This window comes from Catenovulum sp. 2E275 (assembly GCF_025515275.1).
Classification (GTDB): Bacteria; Pseudomonadota; Gammaproteobacteria; order Enterobacterales; family Alteromonadaceae; genus Catenovulum.
In genome coordinates this window covers 1-18,436 of record NZ_JAOPFU010000047.1, presented here as the reverse complement: position 1 = coordinate 18,436, position 18,436 = coordinate 1, and the positions used below count along the sequence as shown (strand labels likewise).

General features: G+C 38.6%; 16 protein-coding genes. 1 reads left to right on the top strand and 15 read right to left on the bottom strand.

Translation table 11 applies throughout. The features are described 5' to 3' along the window. Nucleotides 1–274: 274 nt before the first annotated feature. Nucleotides 275–2,872, bottom strand: coding sequence for a bifunctional aconitate hydratase 2/2-methylisocitrate dehydratase (gene acnB, locus N7931_RS16465; protein WP_262795444.1), 2,598 nt, complete (start codon nt 2,870–2,872; stop codon nt 275–277). A 191-nt stretch (nt 2,873–3,063) separates the two neighbouring features. Next, nucleotides 3,064–3,471: an HIT family protein gene (locus N7931_RS16460; RefSeq protein ID WP_262795443.1), complete on the bottom strand. Its 408-nt coding sequence runs from the start codon at nt 3,469–3,471 to the stop codon at nt 3,064–3,066. A gap of 165 nt (nt 3,472–3,636) precedes the next feature. Here N7931_RS16460 and N7931_RS16455 point away from each other — a divergent pair, with 165 nt between their 5' ends. Beyond that, on the top strand, nt 3,637–3,879 hold the full coding sequence (locus N7931_RS16455) for a hypothetical protein (protein WP_262795442.1): 243 nt from the start codon (nt 3,637–3,639) through the stop codon (nt 3,877–3,879). A 108-nt stretch (nt 3,880–3,987) separates the two neighbouring features. Here the strand turns inward: N7931_RS16455 and N7931_RS16450 are convergent, their stop codons facing one another. The 13 genes from N7931_RS16450 to rpsF form a co-directional block, all read right to left on the bottom strand. Beyond that, entirely contained in the window at nt 3,988–6,036 is a 2,049-nt protein-coding gene (locus N7931_RS16450) for a tetratricopeptide repeat protein (RefSeq protein ID WP_262795441.1), read from the bottom strand. Then, entirely contained in the window at nt 6,036–8,435 is a 2,400-nt protein-coding gene (locus tag N7931_RS16445; RefSeq protein ID WP_262795440.1) for a DUF3857 domain-containing protein, read from the bottom strand. The genes N7931_RS16450 and N7931_RS16445 overlap by 1 nt, the downstream gene beginning before the upstream one ends. 10 nt (nt 8,436–8,445) lie before the next feature. Beyond that, the gene (locus N7931_RS16440; protein ID WP_262795439.1) at nt 8,446–9,279 is read right to left on the bottom strand and encodes a thymidylate synthase; all 834 of its coding nucleotides are present in this window, start codon (nt 9,277–9,279) and stop codon (nt 8,446–8,448) included. Continuing rightward, nucleotides 9,276–10,091: a prolipoprotein diacylglyceryl transferase gene (gene lgt / locus N7931_RS16435; protein ID WP_410369359.1), complete on the bottom strand. Its 816-nt coding sequence runs from the start codon at nt 10,089–10,091 to the stop codon at nt 9,276–9,278. Before lgt ends, N7931_RS16440 begins: the two co-directional genes overlap by 4 nt. A 19-nt stretch (nt 10,092–10,110) precedes the next feature. Continuing rightward, a complete protein-coding gene (locus N7931_RS16430) occupies nt 10,111–10,950 on the bottom strand; it encodes a sulfite exporter TauE/SafE family protein (protein WP_262795437.1) in 840 nt (279 codons plus the stop codon). Nucleotides 10,951–10,982: 32 nt separating this feature from the next. Further along, nucleotides 10,983–13,253: a phosphoenolpyruvate--protein phosphotransferase gene (gene ptsP, locus N7931_RS16425; RefSeq protein ID WP_262795436.1), complete on the bottom strand. Its 2,271-nt coding sequence runs from the start codon at nt 13,251–13,253 to the stop codon at nt 10,983–10,985. Continuing rightward, a complete protein-coding gene (rppH, locus tag N7931_RS16420; protein WP_262795435.1) occupies nt 13,247–13,771 on the bottom strand; it encodes an RNA pyrophosphohydrolase in 525 nt (174 codons plus the stop codon). Before rppH ends, ptsP begins: the two co-directional genes overlap by 7 nt. 126 nt (nt 13,772–13,897) lie before the next feature. Next, entirely contained in the window at nt 13,898–16,036 is a 2,139-nt protein-coding gene (locus N7931_RS16415; RefSeq protein ID WP_262795434.1) for a response regulator, read from the bottom strand. 97 nt (nt 16,037–16,133) lie between these two features. Beyond that, complete coding sequence (locus tag N7931_RS16410; protein ID WP_262795433.1) at nt 16,134–16,520, bottom strand: MerC domain-containing protein; 387 nt, start codon at nt 16,518–16,520, stop codon at nt 16,134–16,136. 168 nt (nt 16,521–16,688) lie between these two features. Further along, entirely contained in the window at nt 16,689–17,141 is a 453-nt protein-coding gene (gene rplI / locus N7931_RS16405) for a 50S ribosomal protein L9 (protein ID WP_262795432.1), read from the bottom strand. A 33-nt stretch (nt 17,142–17,174) separates the two neighbouring features. Beyond that, nucleotides 17,175–17,402: a 30S ribosomal protein S18 gene (gene rpsR, locus N7931_RS16400; protein WP_017443714.1), complete on the bottom strand. Its 228-nt coding sequence runs from the start codon at nt 17,400–17,402 to the stop codon at nt 17,175–17,177. A 10-nt stretch (nt 17,403–17,412) separates the two neighbouring features. After that, the gene (priB, locus tag N7931_RS16395; RefSeq protein WP_262795431.1) at nt 17,413–17,721 is read right to left on the bottom strand and encodes a primosomal replication protein N; all 309 of its coding nucleotides are present in this window, start codon (nt 17,719–17,721) and stop codon (nt 17,413–17,415) included. A 2-nt stretch (nt 17,722–17,723) separates the two neighbouring features. Then, nucleotides 17,724–18,110: a 30S ribosomal protein S6 gene (gene rpsF, locus N7931_RS16390; RefSeq protein WP_262795430.1), complete on the bottom strand. Its 387-nt coding sequence runs from the start codon at nt 18,108–18,110 to the stop codon at nt 17,724–17,726. Between the last annotated feature and the right edge of the window lie 326 nt (nt 18,111–18,436).

The window sequence follows — 18,436 nt, the reverse complement described above, 5'->3', positions numbered from 1 at the left end:
AAAAACAAACTAACAGTAATATTAAAAGCCGGTTACAAAAGTACATAACAAAACCCTTTAAACACAGGCACAGAATAATCTAAGTTCAGATACATTACATAAGCTGTATTTTTTCAGAGAAATTTAATTTAACTTCAATTCGGTTAAATTAATGTCATTGAAAGACTCTAGGGTTAAATATAGCAGTAAGAATAAGATAGGTTAAGTTAACTTCAACTATAAACAAAAAACCCGGCTAAAAAGCCGGGTTTTCAGAGTAATTGACTCATATCAATTAAGCTGGCTGCTGAATAATCACAGAGTTTGCTTTTTTAGTGTAAGCATCCATTTTGTGGAAATTCAGGTAACGGTAAGTATCTGCCGCTGTTGCATTAATTTGCTCAGCATACTGCATATACTCTTCTACACTTGGGATTCGGCCAATCATAGAGCCAACTGCTGCTAATTCGGCAGATGATAAGTATACGTTAGCGCCTGTACCTAAACGGTTAGGGAAGTTACGGGTAGAGGTAGATAACACGGTTGCCCCATTGGCAACACGAGCTTGGTTACCCATACAAAGCGAACATCCCGGTGTTTCAATACGCGCACCAGACTTACCAAAAATGCTGTAATAACCTTCATCAGTTAATTGATCTCTATCCATCTTAGTGGGCGGAGCAACCCATAAACGAGTTGGTAAAACCGAACCAAATTTATCAATCATCTTACCGGCTGCGCGGAAGTGACCAATGTTTGTCATACATGAGCCAATAAAGACTTCATCGACTTTATCACCAGCAACTTCAGATAATAAACGTGCATCATCCGGATCATTTGGCGCACATAAAATCGGCTCTTTAACATCTGCTAAATCAATTTCAATAACGGCTGCATATTCAGCATCAGCGTCTGCACGCATTAAGCTTGGGTTTGCTAACCATTTTTCCATTTCGCCGATACGACGTTCAATTGTACGTACATCGCCATAGCCTTCGCTAATCATCCACTTAAGCATAACAATGTTTGACTCTAAATATTCAGCAACTGAATCTTCAGATAGCGTGATAGTACAACCAGCCGCACTACGTTCAGCCGAAGCATCAGATAATTCAAACGCTTGCTCAACCGTTAATTTTTCTAAACCTTCAATTTCTAATACGCGACCAGAGAAAATGTTTTTCTTACCTTTTTTCTCAACCGTTAATAAACCGTCTTGAATAGCGTAATAAGGAATTGCATGAACTAAATCACGTAATGTAATCCCCGGTTGTAATTCACCTTTAAAGCGAACTAAAACAGATTCAGGCATATCAAGCGGCATCACACCAGTTGCAGCAGCAAAAGCGACTAAACCAGAACCAGCTGGGAATGAAATCCCCATTGGGAAACGCGTATGAGAGTCACCACCAGTACCAACTGTATCTGGTAATAACATACGGTTTAACCATGAGTGAATAACACCGTCACCAGGGCGAAGCGATACACCACCACGGTTCATAATAAAATCAGGTAATGTGTGGTGAGTATTGACATCTACAGGCTTTGGATAAGCTGAGGTATGACAGAAAGACTGCATCGTTAAATCAGCAGAGAAACCTAAACAAGCTAAATCTTTTAACTCATCGCGAGTCATTGGGCCTGTCGTATCTTGCGAACCAACCGTCGTCATTTTAGGTTCACAATATTGACCCGGACGAACACCTTCTACGCCACAAGCTTTACCAACCATTTTTTGAGCCAAGGTAAAACCTTTGTTAGATGCAGCAACATCTTCTGGGCGTTTAAATACCGTGCTAGCCTCTAAACCTAACGCTTCACGCGCTTTGTCGGTTAAGCCACGACCAATGATTAACGGAATACGACCACCGGCACGTACTTCGTCTAAAATCACATTTGATTTGTATTCAAATGTTGCGATAACTTCGTCTGTGCCACCACGTTTAACGCACTTTTCGTATGGATAAATGTCGATAACATCGCCCATTTCCATATTATCTACGTCAACTTCAATTGGTAATGCACCAGAATCTTCCATTGTATTAAAGAAAATAGGCGCAATTTTACCGCCTAAACAAACACCACCAGAGCGTTTATTTGGCACAAATGGAATATCATCGCCCATAAACCATAAAACAGAGTTAGTTGCAGATTTACGAGATGAACCCGTACCAACAACGTCACCAACATAAGCCAGTGGAATACCGTCTTGTTGTAATTCTTCTAACTGTTTGATTGGGCCGATTTCACCGTCTTTATCTGGATTAATACCATCACGGCTATTTTTTAACATAGCTAAAGCATGCAGTGGAATATCCGGACGAGACCATGCATCTGGTGCAGGAGATAAATCATCGGTATTGGTTTCACCGGTTACTTTAAATACTTTAACCGTAATTTTTTCAGCAACTTCAGGTTTTGATGTAAACCACTGTGCATCAGCCCATGATTGTAAAACTTGTTTAGCAAATGCATTGCCTGCATCGGCTTTTTCTTTTACATCATAAAAAGCATCAAACATTAATAATGTATGTGATAAACCTTTAGCTGCAATTGCGGCTAACTTGTCATCATCCAACAAATCGATCATAGGCTGAATGTTGTACCCACCCAACATAGTGCCTAATAATTCAGTTGCTTTTTCAGCAGATAAAATTGGTGAACTGGTTTCACCTTTTGCTACAGCTGCTAAAAAACCAGCTTTTACATAAGCTGCGTCATCTACCCCTGGCGGTACACGATTAGATAATAAATCTAATAAAAATGCTTCTTCGCCCTGAGGTGGATTTTTCACCAACTCGACTAAAGCAGCAGTTTGTTCTGCATCCAATGGTTGTGGTACCACACCTTGCTCAGCACGCTCCGCAACGTGCTTACGATAAGCTTCTAACACAGTGTTTTCCTCTAAGTAATATAAAATTCTTGTTTGATAAAATATTAAAAGCTAATTAGCCTATTTTATTCAACAATATGCCAGCAAGTATAAGTGATAGATGGCAAAATAACAGGGCTCATTCCCATAGAGATACAAATAATCAACATAAGTTGTGATTATGATTTGCCTCTTATTTTATTATATAAACCTCATATATGCATTGCATGTCTGAGCAATTGAACTCTTTGTTGTAATTCCCCTTTGTGATAAGGCTCAGCTTGTAAATTCCCCCACACTGGCGCAGGCCAAACAGGGTCTGTTTTAAACCGTCCAATCACATGCACATGCAACTGAGCAACAATATTACCAATTGCAGCGGTATTAATTTTATCTGGATTAAACAATTTTTGCTGAATTTGCGTTACCAAATTTATTTCCTGAAGCAGCATGTGTTGTTCAGTAATAGATAAATCAGTAATTTCAATTGCCTTTTCTTTTCTGGGAACCAAAATCAACCAAGGCACATTGCGATTATCCATTAGCAATAATTTAGATAACTCCAAATTAGCCACTTCTACACAGTCTGCCTGTAAACGAGCATCGAGCATAAAACTCATAAGCTCCCTCCCTTTCGTTTATACGATGCGATATAGCTTAGAAGATTTCTCAATAAGATGCGAGAGTGCAAAAATCAAAAAAACATTAAATGATAATAATTATCACTTGCATTATTAAAAATATCGGATATGATTAAATCACTTCACTGCTTTTAGGAGGAAACAATGAGTATGTTACATTTATACTGGCCATTTGAATTTAAAAAGGGATATTTTGTACAAGCAAAGGATGCGCTCAATCATTCACATTACGCCATCATTGATTCTGTTTTAAATGACAACTATTCACAAAGCTATTATTTATTAATTGATCCACAAACTTATGTAGAGCTTGGTTGGTTCAAAAAAAGCCAATTAAAACGAAGAGTAATTAATTTTTCCGCTAAATTATCGCATGCAGGAATGTAACCTTTCCTGCCTATCAATTAAAAATCAGGTGCATAAATAAAATAATAAACGCGAATTAATTGATAAGCAGGTAAGTCGGCTAAGCTATCTCAAGAATTAAGAGTAAAGTTAAGGTGTTTCTTGAGATAGCTTAGTTTGATATTGCTCAATTTGCAGCTCAAGTTTTGCCACTCTGGCGTTAATTTGAGCTTTTGTAAACACAGTCTGATCCAATAACGCCGTTATTTTTGCTGCTGTCTCACTATTAGCTTTAAGCTGCTTTTTAGCCAGCGTTAACCATGCCAGAGCAGTTAATTGATTATCGTCATCTTCTTGCTGCTGATAAAAAAGTGCCAGTTGAGTTTGTCCCTGATAACTGCCTGCTAAAGCACTTTGTTGCAATAACTCAAACGCTTTATCAGGCTCAGGTTCTGCAGTATAAATATTAGCTAAACGCACTAAAGCATCGGCATAACCTAAATTGGCAGAGCGCTCAAAATACTCAATCGCTAATTCAATATTTTGCTCAACTTGCTCACCTTTTAAATACAGTTCAGCAAGTTGATAATAAGCCTGCGCATTACCAAGTTCAGCCGATTGCAAATACAACTTAATTGCCTGTTCTGTATTTTGTTCTACTCCCTCACCGACTAAATAAAAATAAGCCAGTAGATTCAGTGCGTTTTGATGGTTTTGTTTAGCGGCTAAATTTAACCATTTAAGCGCAAGTGGTAGATCTTGAGTCACTAACTCAGCTAAATAATACTCCAACCCCAATTTAAACTGGGCCTGCGCATCACCATTTTTTGCCTGTATACGCATTTTTGACAACAACTGAGTATAAGATTGCATCTGCTCAGTTTTTAGCATCACACTCGCCCATAAATAACTCGACTGCCGGTAAGCTTTTTGTGCTATCACCTGATTAAAGTATTGATATGCAAGCATGATTTTTTGCTGATTTAATGCTTTAAACGCCATCATGTAATAAGCATTCGCTTTATCACATGCATGATTAAAATGCGTTAAAAACGTTTTATCATCAACATCCTGATAAAAATACTCGTTTAATAACTGAGTCGGTTTGATATGAGCTTGACTATAGGATTTATCCGCAGGATTTTGCTGAACATAATCAATTAAAAGTGCGATATAAATATCCAGTTTTGCCGGATCACTCGTTTCAATTAACTGGCTTAAATAATGCCCCACCAATTTATTGTCCTGCTTCGCCAAGGCTAATAAAACATATAACTGACGGGCTTTTTCTGGCGCAAAGTCAGATTGCATTTTAATTAGAGCCTGATCAGCTAAGTTATAATCCCCCAGCAATAAACTGGTTTCAAAAGTAATTAAACTATTGGAATAACTAGGCTGCTGAGCAAAAGATTGAGCCGCAATGTGCTTGGCCTTATTAAAATCCCCTAAGCGGAACGCCTGAAAAGCCATAAATTCATTAATATTTTCAAGATTTGGCTGCATTTTTTGCGCCTGCTCAAAATATTGTAATGACAAATCCAATAAATCAGTTTGTTGATAAACACATTGCCCAACTTCCGATTTATTATTAAGCGCCATTGCAAAGTTTTTAATATTAGCGACTTCATCCGGCGCAATTTGTTTAGCTTTTTCAGCGGCAGCGAGCGCCAATTCTGGTTTATCCATCGCTTGGAACAATTCAGACAATATTAACCAGTTTTGCGAGGTATACGGGTTTTGTTTAATTGCCCGTAAAATCGTTTGCTGCAATAAGGTAAATTTTTGAGCCAACTGATTATTGCGCTTAGCCTGATTAAATAACACAGCATAACTTACATAAGCTGGTGAAACTGTTTCAGCTAACAGGCTTGGATTTAACTGATTAAAATAGCTCAACAACTCTGCTTCATCTACTTTTTCAGTTGCCAGCGCTAAACTCGCCACAGCGCGATAATGATAATACTGAGCTTTAATATGACTCGGATTTTGTTGCAAAGCTAACGTTAAATCCCGCTTTGCCTGAGCCAATAAAACCAACTGATTGGTTTGCTTTAACCAGTCCTGATAAGTGTGTTGACCCTGAGCAAAATAGTCAATATTAGCCGAAACCGGCTGCTGGTTTGGTTGCATTGCACAGCCGCTTAATAAACTAATTAAGACGATCCACAGAGCGATCATCTTCGGAGCTAAATAACGCATTATTTTTCTTCTCCGAATGAATAACCAAGCTGATAAGCATAATTAAAAGCAGATTCCGCCAATGCTGTTTGTCCGGTTAATCCGGCACTCACCGCTACAATATACCAGCCTCTGGCATGTTCAGGGTCAGCATCAACCACCTGCTGAGCTAATCTTAGGCTGGATTCAAAATTGCCTTGCGCAAATTCAAATTCAGCTTTAGCCAAAAACCACTCCGCACTATGTTGACTAAATAAATTTAAAGCCTGCGCTAACTTTTGCTCGGCATAAGCTTTTGGATTTGCTCTAAACGAAACCAGCCAAGAATCTAAATTAGTTAACTGTTGAATAGCAGCTAAATAATCCAAATAAGCTTGTGCCGACAAATCCAGTGCATCTTGCTCAAAACTAAAGTGCAGCTCAAAGTCTTGCCCTTTAGCTTGTCCTTGTTGAATTAAATGATAATAAGGTGTGTGCTGCCCAACCGAGCTTTGGTATAAACTGGCAACCCGAGCCGGATATCCATGAAAATAAGCAAACAGATCTACTGTAAATCCAGAGCGTTCAAGATAACCTAAAGCGGCATTTTCAGGTTCAGGAATATGATTAAACGCAGCCGCCAAATTAAACATTTGAGCGACATTTGCGCCCACTGAATAATTATAATCAGCCTCGTTAAATAAATAACTGGCTTTAATCACTAACGGCTCGGTTTTTGATGCCAGATTATCCAACTGATAAGTTAATTCAAATTCTGCCTGTTCACTAAATAAATAATTCAGTTGCTTCTCAATCAAAGTTTGTGCTTGTTGGGTATCGCTATCTAATTCAGCTAAACGGCGAAAATATTGCTCTGCGGCACCGGATAATTCAAGCAGCAGTTTTACTTCGCGAACATTATTTTCAACCGTTAAATAATCTAATTTAATAACTGCGCTGTTAGCCATTAATTCATTGGATTTAATCGTACGCGCTGTGTATTGGTTAGTTGAAAATACCCAAACATTTTGCCCAACCCAGTTAGCTGGAACGCCGGGAAAAATCTGGTTTGAGCTTGGATTTAGCCAATTAATAGCTAACCCACTTTGTTTAGGCAAATAAACAATGGCCTGATCAAACCAGCTATACAAAGCGTTATTATTGAGCCGGCTAGAATTTAAATCAGCTAACGCTAAATTATCTAAATCCAACCAAGCTAACTGAGCTTCGACTCCATAATAATTTAATAAATTAACCGCCAAATGCGCTAAATCTTTATCATTACCAAAGCGCTGCTCAAATAAATTGGCGATTAATTTAGCTTCATAATTTGAGCTGGATAAAGGCTCTGGCTGATATACAAATTCGTTTTGAATAAACTCAAAAATCGCTTTTACAAGTGCGGTTTTATCTTTGAATTCTGATTTAGGGTTAACCTGCTCAAATAAAGCAATAATTGAATTTAATGCAGCTTGTTCTGTTTCTGACTGAGCTGAGTTTAATGGTTTTGGATTCACATTTTTTGCAGCCGCATCATTAATCAACAAAACCAACTGGGTTAAATATTCATTTGTTTTAAACGCAAAACCGCCAGACTTCAACTCAGGTAAATTATTCATTTGCCAAGTTGTCATGTTATTTGGCTGAATGCCGGCTTCACGCTCAGTAGCTAAACTATGTCCGGCAACCGGTATTGCCGAAAAAGGAGTATTGGTATTTAACTCTAAAGTTAATTGATAATTTTGTACCGGATCAATTCGGTTAAAACTTTGCTCTTGCTGCCAAACACTTTGAATCCAATAAGGTGAAATAACCAAAGCCGCAGAAGTTGAAGCAACTTGCTGTTTTAAAGTCACTTTGTATTGAAATTCAAGAATTTGCTGGGCTTTAAGCGCTCTGGCAAATAAGCTGACTGTTTGGTTCGCTTCCGGTCGGTTAAAAGCAGCAAATCTCACCTCATCGCTTATTGTTTTTTGAGCCACTAACACTTGATCGCTAATATCCAATAATGACGATTGCGTTGTTTGCGTATTATTTTGCTGGGTATTTTCTGGCTGATAAATATGAGCGAAATCTAAGCTAATTGATTCTAAATCAGAATTAAAAGGTAAATTAATCAGTTGATAGTCAGATGCGGCTTGCTCGGTTAGCACCCGGATAGAATAATAATGAGTTAACTCTAGCTCGCCATTTGAGTTAATAGCAATTTTATGCTGCGAATATAAAACTTCTGCCTGCTCGCTTTGTGTCATTAAATCGTTTTGTTTGGCAAGTGGCGGCGCTAAACGTTCAATTGAGCTTGTTTTTTCAAGCCCGGTTGCTTGGGCTGTAGATACAAAAATAACCACAGCTATGCCTAAACAAACAGGCAAAATACAAATAAGCCAATTTAAAAATACTTTTAAATTGGCTTTATAATAACCATCCGTTTGTAACAACAATTCGCTCCACTTAAACCGAAATAGGGGCTTTAATGGCCGGATGCGGATCGTAACCTTCTAGTTCAAAGTCTTCGAATTTGAAATCAAAAATAGATTTTACTGCCGGATTAATTTTCATTGTAGGTAAAGCTCTTGGCTCACGGCTTAATTGTAATTTAGCCTGATCAAGATGATTTAAATATAAATGCGCATCACCTAGTGTATGTACAAAATCACCTAACTCTAAGTCACAAACCTGAGCGATCATCATGGTAAATAAGGCATAGCTGGCAATATTAAATGGCACACCAAGGAAGATGTCTGCACTGCGCTGGTAAAGTTGGCAGCTTAATTTGCCATCAGCAACATAAAACTGGAATAAAGTATGGCAAGGCGGTAAAGCTTGCTTGCCTTGTTCAGCATTTTGTTTTGGTGAAAATTGAGTATCCGGTAATACCGCTGGGTTCCATGCACTAATTAATAAACGGCGTGAATCAGGATTATTTTTAATTTGCTCAATTAACTCAGCAAGCTGATCAATAGTCTCACCATTTGGTGCAGGCCAGTTACGCCACTGCGCACCATAAACTGGGCCTAATTCACCTTCATCAGTTGCCCATTCATCCCAAATTTTAACGCCGTTATCATTTAAATATTTAATATTAGTATCACCGGCGATAAACCATAATAACTCATGAATAATGGAGCGTAAGTGACATTTTTTAGTGGTTACGAGCGGAAAACCATCCGCTAAATTAAAACGCATTTGATAACCAAATACACTAATTGTCCCTGTGCCGGTTCTGTCTGTTTTAGTTGTGCCGTTATCCAGCACATGCTGCATTAGCGTTAAATATTCTTTCATGCGTTTTTAACCTGTTTTTTATCTGCGCTTAATTTATAACCATAAAATAAAATGCCTAATCCAACTAAAATCATTGGCAGAGACAAGAGTTGTCCCATTGTAATAAATCCGCCCATAAAGTCATGTAAATGTGCATCCGGTTCACGGAAATATTCAACAATAAACCGGAAACTACCGTAACCTAAAGAGAAAAGCCCGGCAACAGCACCCACTGGGCGATCAGCTCGTCTAAACCAATTTAACAGAATAAACAGGACAACACCTTCTAATATAAATTCATATAACTGCGACGGGTGACGCGGTACACCACCGGCATTCGGAAAAATAATCGCCCAAGGAACATCTGTTTGTCGTCCCCATAATTCAGCATTAATAAAGTTACCAATGCGCCCAGCACCTAAACCAATTGGAATTAATGGCGCAATAAAATCAGCCACCTGCAAAAAGCGAGTTCCGGTTTTATGAGCAAACCAGAACATAGCAGCAACAACCCCTAAAAATCCACCATGAAAAGACATGCCGCCTTCCCAAATACGGAATAAATACAGCGGATTATCAATAAACTCTGGGAACTGATAAAACAGCACATAACCAATTCGGCCACCCAAAACAACACCTAAAAATCCATAAAATAGTAAATCGCTAACTTGCTCTTTATTCCACAAACAACCTTTTTCACTTGTTCTGCGATTTGCTAAATACATAGCAGCAGCAAAACCGACTAAGTACATTAAACCGTACCAGCGCAAGGCAATTGGGCCAATGCTTACAATAACAGGGTTAATAGCAGGAAATACCCAAAACTCACTCACAACTTTCTCCAAATTATAATTATAACGAGATAAACATTTTTACTGCCGATGCTAGTAAGGCAATTCCTAAACAGCTACGGATAATTTTTTCTGAAAAATAGCTCGCCATTTTAGCCCCTAAAGGTGCAAACAGCACTGAGGTTGCAATAATGCCAAATAGCGCAGGTAAATAAATATAACCCACGGTATATTTAGGCAATTCGGTTTCGTTAGCACCGGAAATTAAATAACTTAAACTGCCAAATACGGCAATTAGAAGCCCACAGGTAGCAGAAGTTCCGACCGCGCGTCTTGCTTCTAACCCCAGCCAAATGAGTGCAGGTCCAAGCATAGTGCCGCCGCCGATGCCAACTAAACTAGAAACTAAACCGGTAAATAATCCAATTAACGATAACCAACCTCGGCTTTGGGCATAATCGGCAACCGGACGCAGATAACGCTTGCCCCACACAGTATACACCCCAAATAAAGCACAAAAGCAGCCAAAAAAGATAGCTAAAAATTCATTGCTCATTTGCGAGCCAAGCGTTGCACCTAACATAGCACCAAACATTAATCCGGGAAATAAGCTAAAGACAGCGGGCCATACCACATTATGCCGTTTGCGATGACTATTGGTAGATGAAATTGCAGTAAATACTATGGTGGCAAGTGACGTGCCAATAGCCACGACCATCACTTTTTCTGGCGCAAATCCGGCAATCGGCAAAGCAATAGTTAATAGTGGAACAACAACTAAGCCACCGCCAATACCTAAAAAGCCAGCTAATACACCGGCGATCATCCCGGTTGCGAGAAACAAGCCAATTAATACAAAATCCATAGATTGAATGATTGATTGAATATCGATATCAGGCATGAATTTAACGCTTTAAGATGACAGTTATTAGATTATTTTCCGGCACGGATAAAACCACCTAAGCCCAACTCGTCTAACATTTTTATAGCTGAAGTGCGCACTTGTTGAGGTGACGACATATCACTTACCTGAGCCAGTAAAGATTCAGCCTGAGTTATGCTTAAATGTTTTAAAATCCATTTAGCTTTTAAAAGGTTTTGTGCACTCATACTAAAATGTCGGTAACCCATTGCCAATAACAATAACAAACCAATTGGTTCACCGGCCATTTCACCACAAATACTAACTGGCATTGAATATTTATGACAACGCTGAATAATATGATGCAGCGCCTCTAACACCCCTGGGTGATAATAGTCATAAAGGCTAGCAACTCTTGAATTATTACGATCAACCGCTAATAAATACTGAGTTAAATCATTACTGCCGACTGAGAAAAAATCGACCATTTTAGATAATAAGCCAATTTGATAAATAGCCGCTGGCACTTCCAGCATCACACCTATTTTTGGCCGTTCAATTTGTTTACCTAATTCTTCACATAACTCTTTATGGGCCTGCTCAATTAAACGCAAGCATTCTTCAACCTCAGCTACAGAGGTGATCATAGGTAATAATATTTGCAGATTGCCTCTGCCAACATTGGCTCTGAGCATTGCCCGAACCTGTACCAATAAAATTTCTGGATGATCTAATGTCATCCTAATCCCACGCCAGCCTAAAAACGGGTTATCTTCAGCAATCGGAAAATAAGGTAAAGGCTTGTCGCCACCAACATCCAGTGTTCGCATGTTGATTGGTTTATTGGGATAAGCATTCAAAGCACGCTCGTATAATAAAAACTGCTCCTGTTCAGACGGAAAACAGTTACGAACCATAAACGGAATTTCAGTCCGATATAACCCAATGCCATCGGCATTAATACCACGCACAACTTCAAAATCGGCCGCTAAACCGGTATTAATACTTAATGATAACGGCACATCATCTGCGGTGCAGGCTGGCTCATGAGCTATGCTTTTAACCAGTGAATCTAACTCTTGCTCTTGCGCTTTTAAGTCCTGATATTCACGGGTAATAATCGCATCAGGATTAAAATAAACATGGCCGCTATAACCATCAATAATGGTTTTTCTGCCATCTAAATTATTGAGCGGAAGTTGCTCCACCCCCATCACAGCAGGAATCCCCAATGCTCTGGCTAAAATGGCAGCATGTGAGTTATTTGAGCCTTTTATCGAGCAAACACCTACCAACTTTTCGCGCGGAAATTCAGCTAACATAGAAGCTGTGACTTCTTCTGCGACTAAAATTAATTTATCCGGCAGCGCACGTCTGGCTAATTCTTTGGCAACTATATTGCCTAAAACTCTTTGCCCTATATCACGAATATCCGTAATGCGCTCACGAATATAACTGTCTTCCATTTGCTCAAATTCACTGCAAATAGACTCAATTACAATCTTTAACGCGGTTGCCGCATTCCAACCATTATGAATTTGAGCCTGCACTTTTTCGCCTAATGAATCATCATTGAGCATGTGGTTATACACATCAAAAATTGCAGAGGTATCGCTAGGTAAAATCTGAGTCATTTTACCGGATAAAACTTTCAGTTCTTGCTGCGTTTTTTTAACCGCTTGTTTAAACCGAATAATTTCGCGGGCAATATTGTGTGTACGCTTTGGTACTATAGAGGAAAAGCTAATATGCGGCTGAATAATAAATGCAGAGCCAATCGCAATACCGTTTGAGCCACCAACCCCTTTTAACGCGCGTGAACGGGTTTTAAGTGCTGGATTTTCGGCTCTGTCGATGGCTTCTCTGGCTTCAGCCTGAGCAATGACAGCGCCTAACTGAGCAGCAAGCGTCACTAAAAACGCAACTTCGCTTTCATCAAATAAGCCAGGTTTAGATTGCTGAACGCTAATCACCCCTAATACTTTTCTTTGGTGAATAATAGGGGCACCTAAAAAGCCGTTATAAGCTTCTTCATGAACTTGAGGGGTAACTAAAAATCTGGGATGGAATCTGGCATTAGCAATATTGACCGGTTCTTCTTTTTCACCAACTAGTCCAACTAAACCTTCGTCGTAACCAATTGCAACCGAACCAATTGCATTAATCGCCAAACCATCACTTGCCATCAGTAAATGATGGCGGTTTTCATCGTCCGATAAATAAATAGAACAACACTCAGTTTGCATTGCCTCTTTAACCATTCTGGCCACTTTATCAAGTGCTTTTTCCAGCATAGGCTGGCGGTTAAATTCATCAACAATGCGTTTGAGTATCGTCAACATCTTCGGTAATGTCTCCGTTTTTTATTGTCTTTATTATAACGTTTATGCGGCATAGCAATTGATGCAAATTCTTTCATTACTTTGCGATATACATCTCGTTTAAAAGATACCACCTGACGCACCGGATACCAATAACTCACCCACCGCCATTCATCAAATTCAGGATGACTTGAACTTAATAAATTCACTTTACTCTCAGCACAGCGTAACCTGAGCAAAAACCATTTTTGTTTTTGTCCGATACACACAGGGTTAGAGTCTTTACGGATTAATCTTTTTGGTAACCGATATTTATGCCAGTTGCGAGTGTAATATAACACTTCTACATCTTTTTCGCGCAAACCAACTTCTTCATACAGCTCGCGGTACATGGTTTGTTCCGCGCTTTCCCCTTCATCCATACCACCTTGGGGAAATTGCCAAGAGTGTTGTCCGTACCGCCTTGCCCAAAAAACTTGACCATATCGATTGCAAATTACTATGCCGATATTGGCACGATAACCATCGGCATCTATCACGATTCAACTCACATTAAAAATCTTGCGTATATCCTGATTCTTTCACAAAGTTGTCACATGAGCAAACAAACTGAATTGAATTATTTATAAAAATAGTAAAATTTTTTGGTTTTTGAAAAAATTAGCTTAGCTGGTTAGAAAACGTCTTAATACATTGAACAAATTGTCAGCATTAACGGGTTTAGTTAAAAAGTCATCCATGCCGGCTTCGTAGCAAGCCTGCTCGTCTGTTCGCAGTGCATGAGCGGTTAATGCAACAATCGGTGGCTGAAAATCCAGCTCCATTTTACGAATTTGTTTAGTCGCTGCCAAACCATCTAAATTTGGCATTTGTAAATCCATTAAAATAATATCAAAATATTGCTGTTTAATGAGTTCTAACGCCTGTAAGCCGTCTTTTGCTAATTCAACTTCTAGATCTGCATATTCCAATAAATTACGAATAACTTCTTGGTTAATCTCATTATCTTCAACTACTAATGCTCGCTTGTCTGGCCAACTTTGTTTATCTTCCAAAGCTACTTGCCCTAGCATTAAATGCCATAATTGCTGAACGCTTAAAAAGGCTGGTAAAGTATTTTCTGATTTATCTTGCTGATGTTTTTTGGTGTTAAGTAAAATCCAACTTTGTTTAGGGTTAAGCTGAGGAAAATCACGTAATAATGCTAAATCAAATAATACTGTACCAAAAAAAGATTGCTGCTCTAGAGCTGAGAAATCGTTAGGGCATTGAATATTAATATCAAGGTGGCTAGCTATTTTGTTATAATGGTGCAAAAGAACCGGATTTTTAGACAGCAAAGTTAAACCCTGCAAAGTTTTATGTTCCGATTGAATTTGTTCTGCCACATAAGGTGCGGATAAGCGGATTGGAATGGTAACAGTAACACAAGTTCCCTTACCAATGCTCGATTCAATGAGAATTTGCCCATTTAGTAAATGAAGCAACTTCTTAACTATCGATAAACCAATACCACAACCAGCATATTTCCGGTTAAGCCCTTTACTTTGTTGATTAAATGCCTCAAAAATACTGTCAAGTGTATCTTTTGGCATCCCTATACCTGAATCATGAACTTTGAATTGTAAATAAGTTTTACTACTAACCGGCTCAAGTAACTGGATATCCAATTTAATACTACCGAACTCAGTAAATTTAATCGCATTTGAACACAGGTTATTTAAAATGGATTCAATCGCTTTTTCGTCACTTTCAAATCGAGTCGGTACATTTGAACCAATGACAATATCAAATTCAATACCTTTATTTTCAGATCTATCTGACCAAATATCTAGCCTGTTGGATAATAGCTGGGTAAAAGAAAAAGGTTTAATTTGAATTTTGGTACGACTTTGTTCTAAATCTGCAAACTCTAAAATAAAATCCAAAATAGCTAATAAATCCAAAGCGGAATGCTCTGCTTTTTGAATATAATCTGGCTCAAATCTTCGCTGAGTTTTCATTATATTCAACATACCTAATACCCCATTCAAAGGCGTTCTAACCTCATGACTAATATTCGCTAGTAATTGAGATTTAATGCTATCGGCATGTTCAGCTTGCTCTTTTGCTACAGCCAATTGCTTGGCAGCTATTTCTTGTTGGCTAAATAAACGTACAATTTGTTTTTGAGTGGGCCTGAAAATATAAACAATTTCTAAGCCAATAATGAGCAAGGTTAATAACCATAAAATTAAAATACTTGTTTCAACATTTTTTACTGACTGTTCAGCTTGTTGTTGATAAATGCTAACAATTTTTTCAAGCGAGTTTAGTAGGTTATCTAACTCCTGATGGTTAAATAACACCTGATACTTTTGATTATCAGGGTTACCACCAGTGGTCACAAAGTTTTTCACTTCAAGCGAGTAAATATCGATGACCTGGGCAATTGAATATGCATTAGAAAAATACAAGTCATTTACTTGCAGTTGGCGCTCTTCAGATAAAGTATTAATTGCACTATTTTGAGTTAACAACTGAAAACCGACTTTGAACTCATCTAAAGTTTTAATAATATCAGGGGATTGAGTTGTAAGTTGATCTGAATTTAAATTAGCTAGCTGATATGCCTGCAAGTTAATTTTTTGCGATAGCATACGTTGACGACCAGTTAAATTTAAAAGTTGAGCAAATTCTTTTTGCTGATAAAGCACATATAAAGTTGCAATTGAAGTTAAACTAACAGATATAATAACAAGACCAATAGCTAACTTATATTGTTGTTTTATCCTTGTAAATACAGTTTGTTTTTTTACCGACACAATATAAAACTACCCTTAGTTCAGACTCCTGCCTAGGGCTAGTGTAGATAAGTTCTGAGGATAATTCGAGCAATAATTTTAAATTATCAGTAAAGAATTAGCAGGTTTTACAGCTTCGACACAATTTAACATTCATTACATGAGCAAAAATAATTAAACCTGCGCCCAACGCAATTAAATAAGGGTGAAGATCTTCACCAAAAGACTCTTTTAAAGAATAAATAAGGCCGCCTAAAGCAAGGCAGTAGATAGGGTACATTTTTCTGTGGTAACGCTTAAAGCCTGTAAATAAAGCAATAAAACCAGCTACCATAGAGACAATTAAAACAACATTTTCAAAAGTATGATCGCCAACAAAAGACAAACCAATTAAAGGCAATACAGGTAAAAGAATTGGTAATAAAATGCAATGAATCGCGCATAAAGACGCAACAGTAATACCTAGTTTATCTAGTCTGTTGTTTCGGTTTAAATCAGATTGCATATTTATACCCCAAAAATGATGTTAAGTTATAATATAACACAGGGGTAAATGTGATGCTATAACATTTTTAAATGAAATAAAAATGACGGTTTTTTGGAAGGGGTGAAAACACCGTTCAGCAAAACGGTGTTTTCGGGTCTTGAATCTTGGGTACAGATTATCTAGCTGTTAAGCTTCAGCAATAACTTCCAGCTTGATAGTAGTAAATACGTCTGCGTGTAATTGTAAATCGATGTCGAATTCACCAGTAGTACGGATAGTACCAGTAGGTAAACGAACTTCTGATTTAGCAACTTTAACGCCAGCTGCAGTGATTGCATCAGCGATGTCGCGAGTACCGATAGAACCGAATAATTTACCTTCGTCACCCGCTTTAGAAGCGATAGTCACTTTTGATAATTCAGCGATTTTTTCAGCGCGAGCTTCAGCCTGAGCTAATACTTCGCCTAATTTTGCTTCAAGCTCAGCACGTTGCTGCTCGAAGTGTTCAATGTTTGCTTTGGTTGCAGGAACTGCTTTTCCTTGTGGGAAAAGGAAGTTACGAGCGTAACCAGCTTTAACTGAAACTTGGTCGCCAAGCGTACCTAAGTTTGCAATTTTATCGAGAAGAATGATATCCATCTTGCTACCTTTAAAACTATTTAAACTCAGCGATTAAGCGTGTAAATCAGTGTATGGTAACAAAGACAAGTAGCGAGCACGCTTGATAGCGCGAGCTAATTGACGTTGATACTTAGCACTGGTACCAGTAATGCGGCTAGGGACAATTTTGCCACTTTCAGTCACATAGTTTTTTAAAGTAGCGATATCTTTATAATCGATTTCGCTAACGCCTTCAGCCGTGAAACGGCAGAATTTACGACGTCTGAAATAACGAGCCATTGGCTTTCTCCTAATCTATTCTTTCAATTTGTCTGGCATGAACAACAAGTTGGGCAACGCCATTGGCCATTTCTTGCCGCTGGATAAAACCACTCACTTTAATTGACATACCTAACTCTAAATTGTGGGTTTGCGCTGTTATAGTTTGTCCGCTTGCAATCACTCTGATTCGGCACCAAACTCTGCGGGTTAATCCTGCTTCTATTTGCTCAGAGCTATGCTCTAAAACCAAATAGCAATGTGGAATACCTGCCGGGCTTGTTTTTCTTACCGGAGGGCTGGCAATTTGACCGGCTATAACTAAACAATTCTCAAACACGCTTATTCAGCAGCTTCAGCCTTGCTTTCTTCAGCTTTTTCACTACGCTCTTGACGACCGCGACCGCTTTCTTCTTTCTTCGCCATAGGTGAAGCTTCAGTTACAGCAGCTTTAGTACGCATAACGATGTTACGTAATACTGCATCATTGAAACGGAAAGCTGTTTCTAGCTCTTCCATTGCAGCAGTAGTCGCTTCAGCGTTAATTAAAACATAATGAGCTTTATGCAATTTTTCGATTGGATAAGCTAATTGACGACGACCCCAGTCTTCCAATCTGTGAATCTGGCCACCAGCATTAGTGATGATGCCTGTATAGCGCTCAATCATGCCAGCAACTTGTTCACTTTGGTCTGGGTGAACCATAAATACGATTTCGTAATGACGCATTGTTGCTCCTTACGGTTAGTTAGCCCCGAGAACAGCTCAGTCAGACTGCCTATGGAGGCAAGGAACGGTGAATGTTGACTGATTTAAGGCGGCGAATAGTACAGTAAGTAACCAAAGAAGACAAGCAATATAACGCGTTAAACCAATAAACTTTGGTTGTGGTTAAATCGGCAAAAATAGACCAGCCAATGCTGTTTGCTCAGTTATACCCGTGCTACCTCAAGATGCTTGATTTCAGCCGGAGAAAAAAATGCATGAGGCAAGACAAATTGTTGTAGGTATAGTCATTCTACATCAAAACAATTTGACGCAGTATCAGGCATTTT

Bases quoted from the DNA above. Each gene is read 5' to 3' on its own strand.
- N7931_RS16460 (WP_262795443.1), bottom strand. From the start codon at position 3,471: ATGAGTTTTATGCTCGATGCTCGTTTACAGGCAGACTGTGTAGAAGTG.
- N7931_RS16455 (WP_262795442.1), top strand. From the start codon at position 3,637: ATGAGTATGTTACATTTATACTGGCCATTTGAATTTAAAAAGGGATAT.
- N7931_RS16450 (WP_262795441.1), bottom strand. From the start codon at position 6,036: ATGCGTTATTTAGCTCCGAAGATGATCGCTCTGTGGATCGTCTTAATT.
- N7931_RS16440 (WP_262795439.1), bottom strand. From the start codon at position 9,279: ATGAAAGAATATTTAACGCTAATGCAGCATGTGCTGGATAACGGCACA.
- N7931_RS16430 (WP_262795437.1), bottom strand. From the start codon at position 10,950: ATGCCTGATATCGATATTCAATCAATCATTCAATCTATGGATTTTGTA.
- ptsP (WP_262795436.1), bottom strand. From the start codon at position 13,253: ATGTTGACGATACTCAAACGCATTGTTGATGAATTTAACCGCCAGCCT.
- N7931_RS16410 (WP_262795433.1), bottom strand. From the start codon at position 16,520: ATGCAATCTGATTTAAACCGAAACAACAGACTAGATAAACTAGGTATT.
- rplI (WP_262795432.1), bottom strand. From the start codon at position 17,141: ATGGATATCATTCTTCTCGATAAAATTGCAAACTTAGGTACGCTTGGC.
- rpsR (WP_017443714.1), bottom strand. From the start codon at position 17,402: ATGGCTCGTTATTTCAGACGTCGTAAATTCTGCCGTTTCACGGCTGAA.
- rpsF (WP_262795430.1), bottom strand. From the start codon at position 18,110: ATGCGTCATTACGAAATCGTATTTATGGTTCACCCAGACCAAAGTGAA.